This is a genomic window from Gracilibacillus orientalis (assembly GCF_900114645.1).
Lineage (GTDB): Bacteria > Bacillota > Bacilli > Bacillales > Amphibacillaceae > Gracilibacillus > Gracilibacillus orientalis.
Genome location: NZ_FOTR01000007.1, coordinates 118,568 through 135,701 on the forward strand (window position 1 = coordinate 118,568; position 17,134 = coordinate 135,701).

Annotated in this window: 20 protein-coding genes and 2 other annotated features; of the genes, 3 read left to right on the forward strand and 17 right to left on the reverse strand. The window is 35.5% G+C overall.

Going from position 1 to position 17,134, the window contains the following annotated elements; genetic code table 11:
- Positions 1 to 24 precede the first annotated feature (24 nt).
- From pheT to BM121_RS13670, 3 genes are all read right to left on the reverse strand, one after another.
- On the reverse strand, positions 25 to 2,451 hold the full coding sequence (gene pheT / locus BM121_RS13660) for a phenylalanine--tRNA ligase subunit beta (RefSeq protein WP_091484205.1): 2,427 nt from the start codon (positions 2,449 to 2,451) through the stop codon (positions 25 to 27).
- Between the two features lie 15 nt (positions 2,452 to 2,466).
- A complete protein-coding gene (gene pheS, locus BM121_RS13665) occupies positions 2,467 to 3,501 on the reverse strand; it encodes a phenylalanine--tRNA ligase subunit alpha (protein ID WP_091484206.1) in 1,035 nt (344 codons plus the stop codon).
- Between the two features lie 105 nt (positions 3,502 to 3,606).
- Positions 3,607 to 3,845, reverse strand: a binding site (T-box leader).
- 57 nt (positions 3,846 to 3,902) lie between these two features.
- On the reverse strand, positions 3,903 to 4,643 hold the full coding sequence (locus tag BM121_RS13670; protein ID WP_091484207.1) for a TrmH family RNA methyltransferase: 741 nt from the start codon (positions 4,641 to 4,643) through the stop codon (positions 3,903 to 3,905).
- A 92-nt stretch (positions 4,644 to 4,735) separates the two neighbouring features.
- Between BM121_RS13670 and sspI the strand changes: the two genes are divergently transcribed.
- Entirely contained in the window at positions 4,736 to 4,948 is a 213-nt protein-coding gene (sspI, locus tag BM121_RS13675) for a small acid-soluble spore protein SspI (RefSeq protein WP_091484208.1), read from the forward strand.
- Between the two features lie 117 nt (positions 4,949 to 5,065).
- Positions 5,066 to 5,701: a lytic transglycosylase domain-containing protein gene (locus tag BM121_RS13680; RefSeq protein ID WP_091484209.1), complete on the forward strand. Its 636-nt coding sequence runs from the start codon at positions 5,066 to 5,068 to the stop codon at positions 5,699 to 5,701.
- Between the two features lie 310 nt (positions 5,702 to 6,011).
- On the opposite strand, the gene BM121_RS13690 is transcribed toward BM121_RS13680, so the two are convergent.
- Together BM121_RS13690 and BM121_RS13695 are read right to left on the reverse strand one after the other, a co-directional pair.
- Positions 6,012 to 7,094, reverse strand: a complete 1,083-nt coding sequence (locus tag BM121_RS13690; protein ID WP_091484211.1) for a M42 family metallopeptidase — start codon at positions 7,092 to 7,094, stop codon at positions 6,012 to 6,014.
- An 18-nt stretch (positions 7,095 to 7,112) separates the two neighbouring features.
- Positions 7,113 to 7,598: a dUTP diphosphatase gene (locus BM121_RS13695; protein ID WP_091484212.1), complete on the reverse strand. Its 486-nt coding sequence runs from the start codon at positions 7,596 to 7,598 to the stop codon at positions 7,113 to 7,115.
- 128 nt (positions 7,599 to 7,726) lie between these two features.
- On the opposite strand from BM121_RS13695, the gene BM121_RS13700 reads away from it, so the two are divergent.
- Entirely contained in the window at positions 7,727 to 8,110 is a 384-nt protein-coding gene (locus BM121_RS13700) for a sigma-w pathway protein ysdB (protein WP_091484213.1), read from the forward strand.
- Positions 8,111 to 8,327: 217 nt separating this feature from the next.
- Here BM121_RS13700 and BM121_RS13705 read toward each other — a convergent pair whose 3' ends face one another.
- The 12 genes from BM121_RS13705 to infC form a co-directional block, all read right to left on the reverse strand.
- Entirely contained in the window at positions 8,328 to 9,038 is a 711-nt protein-coding gene (locus BM121_RS13705) for an HAD family hydrolase (RefSeq protein WP_091484214.1), read from the reverse strand.
- Positions 9,039 to 9,114: 76 nt separating this feature from the next.
- Positions 9,115 to 9,804, reverse strand: a complete 690-nt coding sequence (gene alsE / locus BM121_RS13710; protein ID WP_091484215.1) for a D-allulose 6-phosphate 3-epimerase — start codon at positions 9,802 to 9,804, stop codon at positions 9,115 to 9,117.
- Between the two features lie 228 nt (positions 9,805 to 10,032).
- Positions 10,033 to 11,133 (reverse strand): PTS fructose transporter subunit IIC, encoded by a 1,101-nt coding sequence (locus BM121_RS13715; protein WP_091484216.1) that lies wholly within the window; start codon positions 11,131 to 11,133, stop codon positions 10,033 to 10,035.
- The gene (locus tag BM121_RS13720; RefSeq protein WP_091484217.1) at positions 11,130 to 11,465 is read right to left on the reverse strand and encodes a PTS fructose transporter subunit IIB; all 336 of its coding nucleotides are present in this window, start codon (positions 11,463 to 11,465) and stop codon (positions 11,130 to 11,132) included. Before BM121_RS13720 ends, BM121_RS13715 begins: the two co-directional genes overlap by 4 nt.
- Positions 11,466 to 11,481: 16 nt before the next feature.
- Entirely contained in the window at positions 11,482 to 11,934 is a 453-nt protein-coding gene (locus BM121_RS13725) for a fructose PTS transporter subunit IIA (RefSeq protein ID WP_091484218.1), read from the reverse strand.
- Positions 11,935 to 12,024: 90 nt separating this feature from the next.
- Positions 12,025 to 12,462, reverse strand: coding sequence for a PTS sugar transporter subunit IIA (locus tag BM121_RS13730; protein ID WP_091484219.1), 438 nt, complete (start codon positions 12,460 to 12,462; stop codon positions 12,025 to 12,027).
- Complete coding sequence (locus BM121_RS13735) at positions 12,452 to 13,945, reverse strand: BglG family transcription antiterminator (RefSeq protein ID WP_091484220.1); 1,494 nt, start codon at positions 13,943 to 13,945, stop codon at positions 12,452 to 12,454. The genes BM121_RS13730 and BM121_RS13735 overlap by 11 nt, the downstream gene beginning before the upstream one ends.
- A 574-nt stretch (positions 13,946 to 14,519) precedes the next feature.
- Positions 14,520 to 15,098: a TVP38/TMEM64 family protein gene (locus tag BM121_RS13740; RefSeq protein WP_091484221.1), complete on the reverse strand. Its 579-nt coding sequence runs from the start codon at positions 15,096 to 15,098 to the stop codon at positions 14,520 to 14,522.
- 55 nt (positions 15,099 to 15,153) lie between these two features.
- Positions 15,154 to 15,405 carry a DUF1294 domain-containing protein gene (locus tag BM121_RS13745; protein ID WP_091484222.1) on the reverse strand — a complete coding sequence of 84 codons (252 nt, stop codon included), beginning with the start codon at positions 15,403 to 15,405 and terminating at the stop codon, positions 15,154 to 15,156.
- A gap of 152 nt (positions 15,406 to 15,557) precedes the next feature.
- Complete coding sequence (gene rplT / locus BM121_RS13750) at positions 15,558 to 15,914, reverse strand: 50S ribosomal protein L20 (protein WP_091484223.1); 357 nt, start codon at positions 15,912 to 15,914, stop codon at positions 15,558 to 15,560.
- A 69-nt stretch (positions 15,915 to 15,983) separates the two neighbouring features.
- Positions 15,984 to 16,178 carry a 50S ribosomal protein L35 gene (rpmI, locus tag BM121_RS13755; protein WP_091484224.1) on the reverse strand — a complete coding sequence of 65 codons (195 nt, stop codon included), beginning with the start codon at positions 16,176 to 16,178 and terminating at the stop codon, positions 15,984 to 15,986.
- A 53-nt stretch (positions 16,179 to 16,231) separates the two neighbouring features.
- Positions 16,232 to 16,738: a translation initiation factor IF-3 gene (infC, locus tag BM121_RS13760; protein ID WP_139220273.1), complete on the reverse strand. Its 507-nt coding sequence runs from the start codon at positions 16,736 to 16,738 to the stop codon at positions 16,232 to 16,234.
- Positions 16,739 to 16,821: 83 nt separating this feature from the next.
- Positions 16,822 to 16,954 (reverse strand) — a sequence feature (ribosomal protein L20 leader region).
- Positions 16,955 to 17,134: the final 180 nt, after the last annotated feature.

Below are 17,134 nucleotides of genomic sequence, written 5' to 3' on the forward strand. Positions count from 1 at the left end.
GTTGCAGCCTTTTGATTTATTGATTTATCCTCTTAATTCTGCATTGTGTTCTTTTCCTACTGCTTCTAAAATCGCTTGGTAAGATGCTTCTACTTCATCATCTGTTAGCGTTCTTTCCGGGTCCTGGTAGAATAAACTGAAAGCAATAGACTTTTTACCTTCTGCTAAGTGCTCTCCTTGATAGACATCAAATACTTGAATATCTTTGATTAATTCTCCGCCTGCATGTGCAATGGTTGCCTCTAATGCTCCTGCTTGAACACTTTGATCAACAACTAATGCGATATCTCTTGTTACGCTTGGGTAACGCGGTATTTTAGCAAATTTTGGTTCATTTTCATGAATTTCCAGGATGTAATCAAAATTGATATCAAACACGAATGTTTCTTTTAGATCATAGTCTTTCTGCAATTGAGGATGTACCTGACCAGCAAAACCAATCGCACGGTCGTTAATGAATAACTGTGCCGTTCTGCCTGGATGCATACCATCGACTTTTGCCTGGCTAAATGTAACATCAATGTTTAGTGATTCAAATAATGCTTCTAGAATCCCTTTGACAACAAAGAAATCTACTACTTTTTTCTCTTGTTGCCACGGATGTGTGAGCCATTCACCAGTCAAAGCACCTGCTATGCGCAGTTGTTCATCCGGCTGTTTTGTTACTTTTTCCTCTTTAGAAATGAAGATACTGCCTAATTCGTAATACGCTACATTTGCTTGCTTTCGAGCTAAGTTATATGCAACAGATGATAACATTTCCGGCAAAATACTTAAACGTAACGTACTATGCTCTTCACTCATCGGCATAGCTAGTGAAACAGAAGAAACCATCTTTTCTGCTACTTCTGGACTAACGAGCTCCGTTACTCGTTCTTTGCTAGTTAACGAATATGTTACCGTTTCGGATAATCCAGCACCTTCTAAAAATTGATTGATATGACGTTTGAGTTCTTGCTGTTTCGTTAGTCCTCCTGCTTGTGCACCACCACTTGGTAAGGTAAAAGGTACATTGTCATACCCAAAAATACGTGCCACTTCTTCGAGCATATCTTCAAAAATGACAATATCCTGACGACGAGTCGGTGCATAAACAGTAAATGTTTCGCCGTCTTGCTCATAGTTAAAGTTTAATTTACGTAAAATATCGGCCATTTGATCATTGGAAATGTTAGTACCTAAACGATCATTAATAGTAGACGTCCAGATCGTTACTGTTTTTTCGGAATAATCTAATTGATCATACTCTACTACCCCGTCCAATACTGTTGCTCCTGCATAATCCTGAAGCAATTGACAAGCACGTTCACCAGCTTTACGGACACGATTTGGGTCTACTCCTTTTTCAAAACGATTGCTTGCTTCACTGCGTAAGTCAAATTCTTTTGACGCTTTTCGGATCGTTTGACCATCGAAGTAAGCTGCTTCTATTAAAACAGTAGTTGTTTGTTCAGTAACCTCAGAATCCGCACCGCCCATTACACCTGCAAGAGCTATTGCTTCTTTTCCGTTGGTAATTACTAAATGTTCACTTGATAATGTACGTTCTTGGTCATCCAGTGTAACGAGCTTTTCCCCTTCATTTGCCATTCTGACAACTACTTCATTTGATCCGAGCTTGTCAAAATCGAATGCGTGTAATGGTTGACCATACTCTAACAAAACATAGTTAGTAATATCGACCACATTATTAATGGGACGAATCCCTGCTGCCATTAAGTAATTGCGTATCCATAACGGGGAAGGACCAATTTTTACATCTTTCACTAAAAAAGCACCGTAATAAGGATTTTGTTCTTTAGCCTCTACTGTTAGGGAAACTTGATCTGCTGCTTTTTCTTCATCGGTATGATAGTCCGTATGTGGCAGACGAATAGGCACATCTAAAATCGCTGCTACTTCATAAGCAACACCTAGCATACTTAACGCATCCGAACGATTTGGTGTTAAACCAAGTTCCATAATAATATCGTCCAGGTTCAATGGTTCGGTTACATCTACACCAATTTCCGCATCTTCCGGAAATACGAAGATACCACTGGCAAATTCTTTTGGTACGAATTTTTCCTCAACACCTAATTCCTGCAAGGAGCAAATCATACCATTTGATTCTACACCACGTAGTTTTGCCTTTTTAATTTTGAAATTACCCGGTAAAACCGAACCTGGTTTTGCTACAGCAACCTTTTGACCTGTTGCGATATTGGGTGCACCACAAATAATTTGCAGCGTTTCGTCTCCGACATTAACTTGACATAAATTTAATTTATCTGCGTTTGGGTGTTTGTCACAGCTTTCTACATAACCAACCACCACATTATTCGCCGGACTTGCAAAGTGTTCTAATCCTTCTACTTCAATCCCTGACTTGGTGATACGTTCTGCCAAATCTTCTGGGGATAATTGATCGATATCTACATATTTTTTTAACCAATTCAATGATACAAACATGTTTTAGCCTCCTCCTTACGCTTGATGATATTGCTTCAAGAATCGAATATCGTTTGTATAGAAATGACGAATATCGTCCACACCGTATTTCAACATAGCAATTCGCTCTGGTCCCATTCCGAATGCAAAACCGCTATAGACTTTCGGATCATATCCTGCCATTTCCAGCACACGCGCGTGTACTAATCCAGCACCAAGAATTTCAATCCATCCGGTTTTTTTACATACGCTACAGCCTTCTCCATTACACATTTTACAAGAAATATCCATTTCAACAGATGGCTCTGTAAAAGGGAAAAAGCTAGGACGTAAACGAATTTGTCGCTCTTCTCCAAACATCTGCTTTGCGAAACGATCCAGTACGCCTTTCAAGTCACTCATACGCACATTTTTGTCCACATAAAGTCCTTCAATTTGAGTAAATTGATGTGAGTGTGTTGCATCATCGGTATCACGACGATACACTTTCCCTGGACAAATCATTTTTACCGGGCGCTCTCCTTGTATCATGTTCATCGTACGTGCTTGTACTGGTGAAGTATGGGTACGCAATAATATGTCTTCTGTAATATAGAAGGAGTCTTGCATATCACGTGCTGGATGTCCTTTTGGCAGGTTTAATGCCTCGAAGTTATAATAGTCTGTTTCGACTTCCGGACCTTCTCGAACTTCGAATCCCATACCGATGAATAAGTCTTCAATTTCTTCGACAATACTGGTTAACAGATGTGGACCGCCTGTTGGAACAGGTCTTCCTGGTAATGTGACATCAATGGTTTCTTCTGCAAGTTGTTTTTCCAATTCTTCTGCTTCGATGTCAGCTTTTTTGCTGTCGATAGCGTCTGCGATTTGTCCTCGTACTTTGTTGGCTAGTTCACCAATGACTGGACGTTCTTCCTTTGATAATTTTCCCATGCCTCGTAATACTTCCGTGATCGGACCTTTTTTCCCTAAGTAGGCAACTCTAACGTCTTGTAATTCTTTTAGGGATATTGCTTCTTCTACTTTTTGCAATGCTTCCTTTTCTAGTGCTTGTAATTGTTCTTTCATTTTGTGAACCTCCTTTATATTAAAAAAATGGCTATACTTACTACCGCTGCAGATAAAATATGCGTTAAATATGCTTAGAAAACAAAAAAGTCCCGCCCCTAGGTATAAAGGGACGAGACTGTATGTATCGCGGTACCACCCTTGTTGATATAGGTTTAACTATATCCACTCAAGTTATAAAGATAACGGCATAAACCGGAACACCTTTACTTGCTAAGCAAGGTCTAAGTGTCAGCTCCAGAGTGAAATTTCTACATGTGATCGTTAGAAGCATTTTCAGTCTATGATGCTTCTTTCCTTGAAACGATTTTTCACACATTTACTAGCTCTTTCGACGCTTTTTAAATGTTTTTACTTTATATAGTATAAGCAAGCATTGCAAATGTTGCAAGTCCCACTGTTCATTTTTTTGCTACTTCATACATAAGAATAGCAGCGGCAATGCTAACATTTAGGGATTCTGCCTGCCCGTATATTGGAATTTTAACATTTTGTGTTGATTTTTTCATGTGTTCCGGATCCACTCCAGCTCCTTCATTCCCAACCATTATAGCAAGCTTTTCAGGGACTTCCAGTTTATGATAATAGGTCGCATTATCTAAACCTGTTGACCATACCTCTATGCCTTCCTGTTGTAGACGAGCGATTTCATCATTTAAATCCGCTTCATAAACATGCAGATGAAACATTGATCCTTGGGTAGATCGAATAACTTTATCATTAAATAAGTCGACGGTTCCTTTACCTAAGATCACTGTATCAAATCCAGCTGCATCTGCAGTTCGAATCATGGTTCCCAAATTCCCGGGATCTTGGATTCGATCTACCAGTAAGGCACGCTTACTCTGTCTTTCACTGCACTTATTTTTACGCACAACTGCCATTATACCTTGTGGTGTTTTGGTATCCGTTAGAGCTGCCATCACATTATCTGACACTTCATAGGAAGGGTAGGTAAGCCAGTCCGCATTCACTTCTATTCCCGTTTGATAAATTATTTCTATGATTGCCCAGTTACTTTTGTGTGCTTCTTCAATTAAGTGAAAGCCTTCGATCATAAATTGTGACTGTAGATCTCGTTCCTTTTTCTTTTTTAGTTTTCGCCAATTCTTTATTTTTTCATTTTTAACAGATGTTAACATACACTCATTCCCCTTTTTGATGTTTCTATCATACATATTAATCTTTATTAAGGTCAAACTATAATGAAAAATGTAAAAGATGGGGTGATAATATGGATTTAAATTTAAGAAAAGCAATCATGTCCAACGTGTCTGGCAATTCTGCTAATGATTTAGAAGCAACCATTGTCGATGCCATTGAGAGTGGCGAAGAAAAAATGCTTCCTGGTCTTGGTGTCTTATTTGAAATATATTGGCAAAATGCAGACGAATCAGATAAAACAGAAGTCCTCGACGCATTAGAACAAGCTGTTAAACAACAATAAGCTAAAAGGGCTTGACTTTGATCAAGTCCCTCTATTTTCATTCATTATATTGCTTTTTGGTGTGAAAAATTGTATATTTATTATAGATATATTTTACCAAAAAGGGAGAGCGTTTCATTGAACGTACAATCCATTTATCATTTAATGCAAATGCAAGCAATGTCTACTGTTACGAGCACAACTAATTCCAATAATACAAATACTGATTTTAATCAATTATTTCAATCCCTAATCGGAAATTCACAATATACGAATACATCTAGTGATAGTGAGATTCCTGCAGAAAATTTTCTGAATAACCCTGAGTTGCCCCAATCGATAAGGTCACAGGTAACTGCTAACTCGCTTACTGATATTTCAGATAGTACAGCTTTTAATCAGGATATTACTACTATTATCGACCAAGCAGCAACGCAATATAACGTAGATCCAAAATTAATTGATGCGGTAATTCAAACCGAATCAAATTACAATCAACATGCAGTCAGTCATGCTGGTGCTCAAGGATTAATGCAATTAATGCCTGACACAGCCAAAGGATTAGGTGTTCAAAATCCATTAGATCCTGCTGAAAATATTTTAGGTGGAGCAAAATATTTAAAACAAATGTTGGATCGATATGACGGGAATAAAACACTAGCATTAGCTGCTTATAATGCAGGTCCAGGGAATGTTGATAAATACAACGATGTTCCTCCATTTGCAGAAACGCAATCCTACGTACAAAAAGTACTCGGCCAATACTTAGCATAACCAAAGAGACTGAACAGAAGTACTCGAATGATGACAATACACGAACATCAAGTTGGATGTTCGTGTTTTTTTGTTCCTTGGAAAAGTATTATTCTTCCTTGGAAAAATGAATATTTCCAAGGAAGAGAAAGGGAATTCCAAGGAAGCGGTGTACTTTTCCAAGGAAGAAGCAACAAGTCCAGGAAATAGTAGAGCATTGGTCCTATATCCAGATAAGAAAGCCCCTCATACTCACGAAGGGATCACCCTTATAAGGATGATCCCAAACAATTCACTTATTTTACTGTGATGTTCCCTTGTGAGCTACCTCTTAAGAAAAGGTGATGTTATCTACCGTGTCTTTATCCAATTTCTTAATTACTTCAACAATTAGTTGAACAGCATTCTCGAAGTCATCTTGATGTAAAATCGCAGCATGTGTGTGTATATATCTCGTAGCAATGGTAATTGATAATGCTGGTACTCCATTTGCAGTCAAATGAATAGAACCAGAATCGGTACCGCCACCTGCTAAATGTCCATATTGGTATGGAATTTGATGTTGATCTGCTGTATCCACAACAAAATCTCTTAATCCTTTATGAGATACCATAGACGCATCATAGAGTATTATTTGTGGCCCATCGCCTATTTTACTATCTGCCTCTTTATCTGACACACCTGGTGTATCTCCCGCAATACCAACATCCACTGCAAAACCAATATCTGGTTCAATCGCGTACGCAGATGTTTTGGCACCACGTAATCCAACTTCTTCTTGTACTGTTGCAACGCCGTATACTCGGTTAGGGTGATCTTCTCCTTTTAATCTACGTAATACTTCGATCGAAATCGCACAACCAATTCGATTATCCCATGCTTTAGCTAGTAGTAATTTCTCATTTTTCATTGGTGTGAATTCAAAGTATGGCACAATCGAATCACCAGGTTTCACTCCAAACACAGCAGCTTCTTCTCTACTTGATGCACCAATATCAACAAACATATCTTTAATGTCCACTGGCTTTTTACGAGCCTCCGCTGATAAGATATGTGGTGGCTTCGAACCAATTACACCTGTAACATCTCCATTTTTGGACAAAACCGTTACACGTTGAGCTAGCATAACTTGATTCCACCATCCACCAACTGTTTGGAAGTAAACAAAACCTTTGTCATCAATACGTGTGACCATAAATCCAACTTCATCCAAATGGCCAGCTACCATGATTTTCGGACCATTTTCATTGCCATTCTTTTCAGCAATTAAACTTCCAAGATTATCGGTATACACTTTGTCAGCATATGGTGAAATCCATTTCTTCATTACTTCTCGGGCTTCTTTTTCATCACCTGGAATTGCTCGTGCATCTGTTAATTCTTTTAACATGGTTAGTTGCTCATAATTTGACATATCATTTTCCTCCTAGAATTAATAACCTTGATTTTGTCGTTCAAAGTTAATTTTATTTTTATCCACATAGGCTTTTTTTATATCATTTGCAGAAAAACCTAATTTTTCACCTAATTTTAAATATGTATCAAATACTTGATTATAAGTTTCAACTGACTGTTCTTCCTTCAACACAGAAATGGATCGGAAAACCTGGTGGAATAATGATGTTAAGTCTTCATCATCCATTGAATTACCTGCCTGATATTGATCAAGTCCTAATTCCAAACCTAATGATAGGATGAAGTGGATACCATCTACATATTCCTCGGCAATAACAGACTTTTCACTTGCTGGCTTTACACTCCAATACTTGAAGCATCGAGTTTCATTGGCTAATTCCCCAACTTCAACCAAAAGCGCTAATACCTTTTTATCAAAAACATTTTCGTTTTTCAAATCATGTTGTGCTAAAATATAATTATCTAGTTCTCGTTGCATATCAAAAAGTGTTTGCCAATTCATATTGTTCTCCCTCTAGTTTTTGGATTTATTCTCATATTATAGCATGTTTTGTTTGTTTTTTTGAAACCAAAACATCAATAACTTCGTAAGTATACTTAGAAGTCTTGTAATTTTAGGAGTGGATGTCTGTGATCATTATTCTTTTTCGTTTTTTAGTAGTTATTGCTATGATTGTATTAATATATACTGCTTATAAATATATCGTAAATCCGAAAAGGAAATTGGAAGTAGCTCAGGAGAAGTGTGAATTTTATTTCCTTGATTTCAATGATAATATTAAGAAAAATTTTTTTATTACGTTTAAAGGGTTTGTATTTGAAGGAGAAAAGTATTTAGGTACAACAGAAGATGCCTTTGAGGTCATTAATATAGTAATGCATACCAAGAACCCTGAGAAATTGAAAGGGTTTGAGCGCAAGGATCTATATTTCTTAGAAGAAGAAATATTAATTCGTTATCCTCACGCTGAAATAGAGTGGAAATATCCAATTAATAAACTACATTTAAAATAATAACGGGCTGGTCTTCTAAGCTTTAGGTAGGGTGAATAGAGAAAATGGAAACCGCCAAAATGAGGAAATAAACGGGATTTTAAATTTTTCAAACCCCGTTTAATAAGGATACAAATACGTATCCATTCAGACAGCTATCATGACGACAGGAATATTAAACCAGATAAAGATATAAAAAGTACAAACTTAGTAATATATATTGTTTAATAAAGACTCATTAAACAATATATAATTGGCTAAGATTAGAAATTTCTAAGTAACCTTCCGTTTGGCGTTGTGGTTCTCGATCACGGTGGTTGAACCATATCGGATACCAATTAGTAGACAGAGCACCTTCTACATCCAGATTCCATGAATCGCCTATATAATAGCACGTATAATTCTCTAGTTGACAGCGCTCATGTACGAAATGGAAAATTTCAGGTTGTGGTTTAGCCAAACCTATCTCATTTGAGATAAAGATATGGTTATCCAAGAAATATTGACCTAACTCCAACGTTTTTATTTTGTTCGTCTGCCCTTCAGTTGTTCCATTAGTAATTATTCCAATGCACACATTCTTGTCATTCAATTCACGTAAAAGAGCTTCAACATCTGCCGGAAGTGAAATCTTAGCTTGCTCTACCTCATATTGTTCTTGCAGACGTTTGCCTTCATCCGTTGATATCGTCAAGTTAAAGTCCCTAGCAGCAAGCCGGTACCTCTCGATTCTAATTTCTTGAAGCGTCTTTTCTCCTTTAAGGTATTCTTTCCACAATCCATCAATATGATGTCGAGTGGCTGAAAAGAATAAATCTATTTCACTATCAAGTATGTGTGATACATGAGGCAGTTCTTTTTGCAGTGCACTTGCAAATGGTGCCATTAAATCATATAACGTATCATCTAAATCGAAAAAAATTGCTGAAGACGTTGAATCAATTTTCATTTACATCATTACCTCCATATACTAAGGTATTTGCAACTAATCCTTTATTGTTCTTGTCCCTGCCTCTTTACGTTTTTTACAATATTACTTTTCCAGTCATTTCCTCGTAATCTTTGCTCATGATTTCCCACGATTTTTCGATATCTTGATCTAATCCAAATAAACCGCTGCGACCCACGATGTAAATATCAGGACCGGCTGCATCAATGTTTTTAAATGTTTTTCGGTTGGAAGATCCATCCATCTCAATGACGTAGTGATAACCCTTTTTTTCTCGTAATTCTCTTAAAGCTACAATTTTATCTAGTGTACTTTCAATAAATCGTTGTCCGGCAAAGCCTGGATCAATTGTCATAATCGTAATTTTATCTACTAATTCAATATAAGGAAAAATCGATTCAATAGAAGTTTCAGGATTTAATACTACTCCTGCTTTTAATCCCGCATCATGTATCTGGTCAATCAATCGAAAAGCCAAACCATCAAGTACTTCTGCATGCATACAAATCCAATCGCACTTCACATCAATTAATTGTTGAACCCAGAAGCTGGGATCAGTTACCATAAGATGACCTGATAAAGGTAAATCACTTACTTTTCGTACTTCTTCGATAAACCATGGAGATAATGTAATATTGGGAACATAATGCCCGTCCATAATATCGATATGATAAGAATCTACATGATTGTTTAAAAAAGTAATTTGTTCCTTAAATTTATCTAAATCCATTGTCATCAGTGATGGTGAAAATTCTATTTTTTTCATATTCTATTTACTCCTTTTATTCGATATATTTACCAATTTCTCTATGCCTTTATATCTGTACTAGGCTAACGGAACCCCGAAACGAAACAAAATCAGGATAACCCATTAGCAATATAGGCGACTATTAAATGTGATCAGAATTTCTAACTTTATTTGAGTTTGTCGTCTCCCACTATCTTCAATTTTTTACTGGAACAAAAAATTCAGTTAAATACACTCATATTTATATTAATAGACTTTAATATCATCTAAATCAATATCGTCTTCCTCAGTTTCTGTTTGCAACGACATTTCATCTTGAGTCTTGTTTTTCTTAATTAGTGCTAAGGTCACTCCTGTTACAAGGATATTTACTAGTAGTGCTGCAACTCCTGTCCATGGATTCGTCATAGTTGGTAACATCAGAACTCCTCCAAATGGAACGGTTGCATCTGCTCCTAACAGCAGCGATACTGCACCACCGGCAGTACCACCTACAGCTGTAGCAATCACACAGCGAATAATATCATTCATTACAATTGGAATGACACCTTCAACAATGTTAATAACACCCATCGGAACTGCCGATTTCAATGTTTCGGTTTCTACTGTTGTATAAATATTTTTCCTGAACAATTTAGCTATAAAATAAGCTAATCCAAAGCCAATTGGTGTTGCTGTATTGACTAATTGTAATGCTGTAATTGGTCCATTAACACCTTCCGCTTGCATGGTCAATACAAAGGCAAATACAGTTTTATTAATTGGACCACCGAAGTCAACTCCACTTAATAAACCTATTACTCCACCAAATACTAATAATGAAGAAGAACCTAAGCTGTTTAATCCATTGGTTAATAACGAAGTAAAAGCAGAGATTGGTGAACCAATTATGTAAACCATGATTAAACCACCAATAATGGAGGTTAAAAAGGGAATGATTAAGGTTGGCATTAATCCTTTAGCCCACTTAGGAACTTTCAAATATTTCAAAATGGCAACTGCAAGATACCCCGATAAGAATCCTCCTAAAATCCCACCGATGAATCCAGCACCGATTGCATTAGCTGTTAGACCAATAATAAAACCTGGAGCTATCCCGGGTTTTTCTGCAAAGGAGTAAGAAATACCTGTAGCTATGACTACGGGTAGTAAACCTAACCCCGCTCCGCCCATTGTTGCTAAAGCATCCCAAAAGGAAAATTCACCTTGTATTAATTGATCTTGACTAGAACCTCCAAAGCCCATCCCAATTGCTATTAAAAAACCCGCTCCACACACAATTGGAATCAAATAGGAAATCGCAGTTAGTAAATGACCTTTAAGATTCAATTCTTTGATTTTTTTCATTTGCCTTCCCTCTCTTGATTACTTTGCTCAAAAATTTTCTCTACTTTTTCAATCAGTTTATTTGGTGATTTCACAGCAACTTCAGTTGGTACTTCAATAATTCGCTTTCCTTCAAAACGTTCTCGATTTGAGATTTTAACATCGATTGCTAAAATAACGACATGTGCATCAGCAATCTGTTCTGCAGTTAATTCATTTTCTGTTCCAATTGTTCCTTGTGTTTCTATGGCTATTTCATGACCTGCTTTTTTTGCGGCATTTTCTAATTTTTCTTGTGCAATATATGTGTGTGCGATTCCTACTGTACACGCGGCAATTCCTACTATATTCATAAACATTTCCTCCTTTTTACTGACCGAAAGCTTCTTTTACATCTTCAGGATTTTTTGACTGTAACAATTTTTCAACTACTTCATCATTTCCTAATTTTCTCGCGAATAATGATAATAACTTTAAATGATTTTGTGATCCTTCATTGTCATTTCCAACAGCAAAAAGGATGACTCCTTTTACTCCGTTCCCATCCAGGGTTTCCCACGGGATTTCTTCCTCATTAATCCCTATAGCTACTCCTATTTCTTTTACAAAATTACTTTTTCCATGAGGAATAGCAATATAATTACCGATCCCTGTTTGACCCTCTGCTTCTCTCTCATAAATGTCTGTCATGAAACCATTAATATCGCTAATGTATTCATTTTGTAATAATAATTCTGCTAATTCTTTTAATGCATCATCCTTACTTTTAGCATGCATATTGGTTTTGATAGTTTCTAAATCTACTATATTATCTATTTCCACCTTTTCTCTCCTCCTGCTTTTATTTGTGACATTTCATACTTTTCTAGTACATTACAGTGTGTGCGATTCCAACAGTACATACAACAACTCTTATATTGTTATAATTTCTTGTTCAAAATTATATCTTTCCTTACTATTCAACAATCGGTTTAAATACTCTTCATCTGCTAAAGTCCTAGTAAATAAAGATATCTTTTTCTTTATTTCTTCACTTTCGTTTCTCTTCAATAAAAGAACAATTAATAAACAGATATCTTCTATCTGATAGTCCCAAGTCACTATTGGCTTAGCTAAGCGTATGAATATAATTTGACTCTTCTTTACATGATCGCTTTCAATATGAGGTAACATTACGTGTTCAGCTATTAATGTGCTTCCTGCTTCTTCTCTTCTAATAAGCTGATTTACAATTTCCTCTTTGATAGAAGAGTTATTTTGACATACAATGTTAGAAATAAAATTGTGTACTTCTTCTTTCGTTTCTAACTTACAATTAAAATAAACTTGATAGAATGAATTATCGTTCAAGGTAAATCTCCTCTATCTTTTTTTGAAGTCTCTTTTGATCTTCCAATGTAAACAACGCACTTACTAATAAATAATGATTGGGCATTTTATCCTCCATATGAACAGTACTCAAGATCAATTCAACATCAGAGTGTTTCTCTTTAATCATTTGCATATTACGAGTTGCTATGACATCAACGATTTCTAATTCAGGAAATTTTTTTGATACTTTTACTTTTAAAAGGTCTGAAGTTCCAATCCCAGTAGTACACATGATAAGCGTTTTGATAGGACGTTGATGCTGGCTCGTTTCAATAATTTTTGCAAAATACAGAGTAATAAAACCGTTTTCATCATCATTAATTGTCGGTAAGTTGAATTGTTCACTTACAACTTTAGATACGTTAGTTACATCCACGAATATCTCTTCATAGGTTGTCTTAATTTCGCTTAATAAGTTGTTTCTAATTCGAATTTTATGTTCTAACCTATTAAGCATTGGTTTAATATGGTTGGCTAAATCAATAAATATAGACTGTTTCTCTATATCAATTCCTAATTTAATACTCATTTCTTCAATATATACTTTTGTCACTTGGATAACTTCGGATGAAAGAGAGGTTGTTTGTACAAATGATCCTTGCATCCTTGATGAAACTAAGTATTGATAAAGAAAATAAATCTCCATATCTGGTAAATCACTATTTAGATATTTTTCAATATTACTGACTATTACTTTGGCAACCTGATACAAAATAGAATCATTTTTCATATTTTGTATTTCATCTTTAGCAATTTCATCAGTAAAGTTGGAAGCAGGAGTTTTTCTTGAGCGACTTAGTAGTATATACAAGTGCGAAAATATGTTTACATTATATGGATAGGGAATGGTTATATCTAAATATTCCTCAATATTTCTTAATTGATCCAATATAAACAAAACGTCGTACTTATTGAAATTAAGTTCTTTATTCTTCTTTAAATCATCGATATCAATAATATTAAATATCTCAATAATGTCCTTAATAGCCTTCCTAATGTTAAACTCTTCCCCTAGTATAACTAGCGTTTTGTTTTTTCGTTCTAAAGTTAAATCGTACTTTTTCAGTTCTTCACCCATTACTTGTTCATCATTAAAAATAACTGAATCACCTACATAATATTTGTTAAATAAGCGATATATATTTATAGGTTTAGGTGAATACAATAATAATTCTTCCATAATTCGTTCACGTCTCTCTGAAGGAGAAAAGTGATTCTCTTTGTACTTCTTATTGATTTTTTGATAGCTAATGAATTTTTCGTAATCTAGTTTATACCCTCTCCCTTTTTCAGATAGAATTAATGAACCTTCTTCGTGCTCATCGTTAATTTTTTTTATAAGACGGTATACTGTTTTTTGAGAAACATTTAATATTTCTGTTAGATTCTCTGATTTTACGTAATCTTGATTTTTTGAAAGAAACAGTAACAGCTTTTGTTCACGATTATCTTTTGAACTCACAGCCCTCCTCCTTCCTATTTTTATAATAACTCAATTTATAGAAAACGTTTCACTAGTCTTTGACCGTTGCAACGGACAATTTATTGACTTTTCTAAAAAATTTTCTGAGGTAGTTAAATTAACATTATATAGTGCGTGTCCCAAAAGTTCGATAGAAAGGATCAACTCGGTTAAATTTGCAACGTTCTGGGACTGCAATGACTCGTCCCATCGAAATTTTTTTGCCACAACGACACTAACTATTACGTCCTAGCATATCGCCAATGCGGAATTTGATGCACCCTTTTTGGTGGAATTTTGAGCATTATCTAGTAGAGACAAGGAAATAATCCCTTGCGGAGTCTTTCTCTCGATACCTCTCAAAGTGAACAACAAAGAATAGAATAATCACAAAGTTATATACTTCTTACCTTATAAAAAAAATTAAGGAGCCACACTAACCACTGGATAATGGCATGGACTCCTTCATTGATGCTTTACCTATTAGGTGAGTCTTTCATCAGTGACCCACTAAACTATCAGGTATTAGCCTTATTTAATTTTTGATTTACAGACAAATTGCACCTAGTTTTTTTTAGGCTGCGTTTTGCTGAAAAAAAGTTTGCCACTTAATAATTACTTGCTTCCTTCTCACAAAATAAGCAAGGATTAAAATCATTACTACAAGTGGTAACGCATAAGAGATGGATATTTCTTGAATGGTTTTACCTAAGGTGGTATAAAAACAAGCAACTGGTATGACAGTTAAAAAAGTCGTCCGTAAGTATGATGTAAAACTTACGGATTTTTTATATATACAAAAAGATAAAAGATGGAAATGGATAAAAGGCAGCATCCTTAATAACATAATTTGAATGGTGTTTAACGATAGTTCATTACCTAATAACTTTTCTTCCAATCGTTTACAGCGCTTTTCCAGGGCAGGTAACAAATGAATGATCAGATAAAATAAAATGCTCGAGATCATTAAACCAATAATGGAATACACGGTACCAGCTAATAAGCCAAACACAACCCCCCCCGTAACACACAGTAGTAATACCGGAATAAAAAACAAAGGGCGAAGAATATGCACCATAATAAATAGCACAGGGGCTACAAATACATAGCTCTCCATTACTTTAATTTGGCTAAGCATTTCAATTGGCATCATTCACCAGCTCCTTCTGTTTAATAATATGACAAGAGACGAGCCTTTATGACAGCAATTATATGTAATACATAATGATCAATACCCATTGAATGATTGCGATAAAAGGTAACCCTATTAAAAAAAGTGTATGCTTTGTTTTATGTCGAAATACATGCATTCCAATAGTGGCTCCAAGTGCACCGCCAATGATGGCAAATAGCCATATCCTTCCTTCTGGTATACGCCATTTATTCTTTCTTGCCTTCCTTTTGTCTATCCACATCGTTAGTAACGAAATAATATTTATAATTACTAAATATATAAACATGTCTTCACAACCTTAGCTAGTTTGTAGTTGATAATTTTTTCAGTTTCTTCTGTGTCACAAACAACATAATAATCAGAGTCAATTGCAAAGTGCTATTTAAACGTAGAAAAACGGATAGCTCTAATCAGAACTATCCGTTATATATTACGATCTTATTGTAAAGCAGATTTTGCTTGGTCTGCTAATTGTGTAAATGCTTGTTCATCACTTACAGCTAAGTCAGCTAGCATTTTACGGTTTACTTCAACACCAGCAAGTTTTAAACCATGCATGAAACGGCTGTAAGAAAGATCATTCATACGTGCCGCAGCATTGATACGAGAAATCCAAAGTTTACGGAAATCACGTTTTTTCTGACGACGGTCACGATATGCATATTGACCTGATTTCATTACTTGTTGTTTTGCAGTTTTGAACAATGAATGTTTTGCTCCATAATAACCTTTAGCTAACTTTAATATACGTTTACGACGTTTTCGTGTAACTGTTCCACCTTTAACACGTGCCATAATATTTCCCTCCTATAAATCAACGAATCTAATCTGTTATTTTATCTTTCAATCTTTTCAATGTTCTACTTACTTAGGTAACATTTGTTTGATGCGTTTGTAGTCTCCAGCTGATACAAGATCGGATTTACGAAGTTTACGCTTTTGTTTTTGAGACTTGTTTGCAAACATGTGACTTGTAAATGCATGGGAACGTTTTACCTTCCCAGAACCTGTTTTTCTCATTCTTTTAGCTGTTCCGCTGTGGGACTTCATTTTTGGCATAATTACTTCCTCCTTAAAACTAAATCTATTTAACTTATCGCCTTATTAACGATTTATTTCTTTTCGTTTACAGGTCCTAGCATCATGAACATACTGCGGCCTTCCATTTTTGCTTTTTGCTCAACAGTTGAAAGGTCACCACATTTTTCTGCCATACGTTCTAATACTTTTTGACCTAATTCTTTATGGGTAATCGCACGTCCACGGAAGCGAATAGAGACTTTTACTTTGTCTCCTTTTGTTAAGAATTTACGTGCATTACGAAGCTTCGTATTGAAATCATGCTCTTCAATACCTGGACTTAAACGAACTTCTTTCACGTTAATTACTTTTTGTTTTTTACGTGCTTCTCTTTCTTTCTTTTGTTGCTCAAAACGGAATTTGCCGTAGTCCATGATACGACATACTGGTGGTTTTGCTTTTGGCGCCACCAATACTAAATCAAGGTTTCTAGTTTGAGCAATGTCCAATGCTTCTTGACGAGATTTAACTCCTAATTGATCCCCATTTGAATCAATGAGACGCACCTCGCGTGCTCGAATACTCTCATTGACATTCATATCTTTGCTAATAATCAGCCACCTCCGAAATTTAATAAAAGCGTAATGAAACATGACCATTTTAACTAGACAAGTTGAAAAAATTCATAAAAAAAGTGTCGGTACACATACTGCACCCACACATCCTAATTTCATTACAAATAAGTCGGATTTTTATACCTGTTAACAACAAGTTTGCGTCAATCAGGTGAGAAGCGGGTGCTTCTACTTGTCTCTTGTGATCATATTAAATTCACTTTTAATATCATACCATTCGATTCACAGATTGTCAATGTCTTTATTACTACACTTCTACAATATGAAATAATCCTTTTATCTTTTTTAAAGTAGTCAATTTCACCGAAATAAAATATCATAATGGCATGGACGCCTTCTATTCAAGGGTTTTGTCTTTTC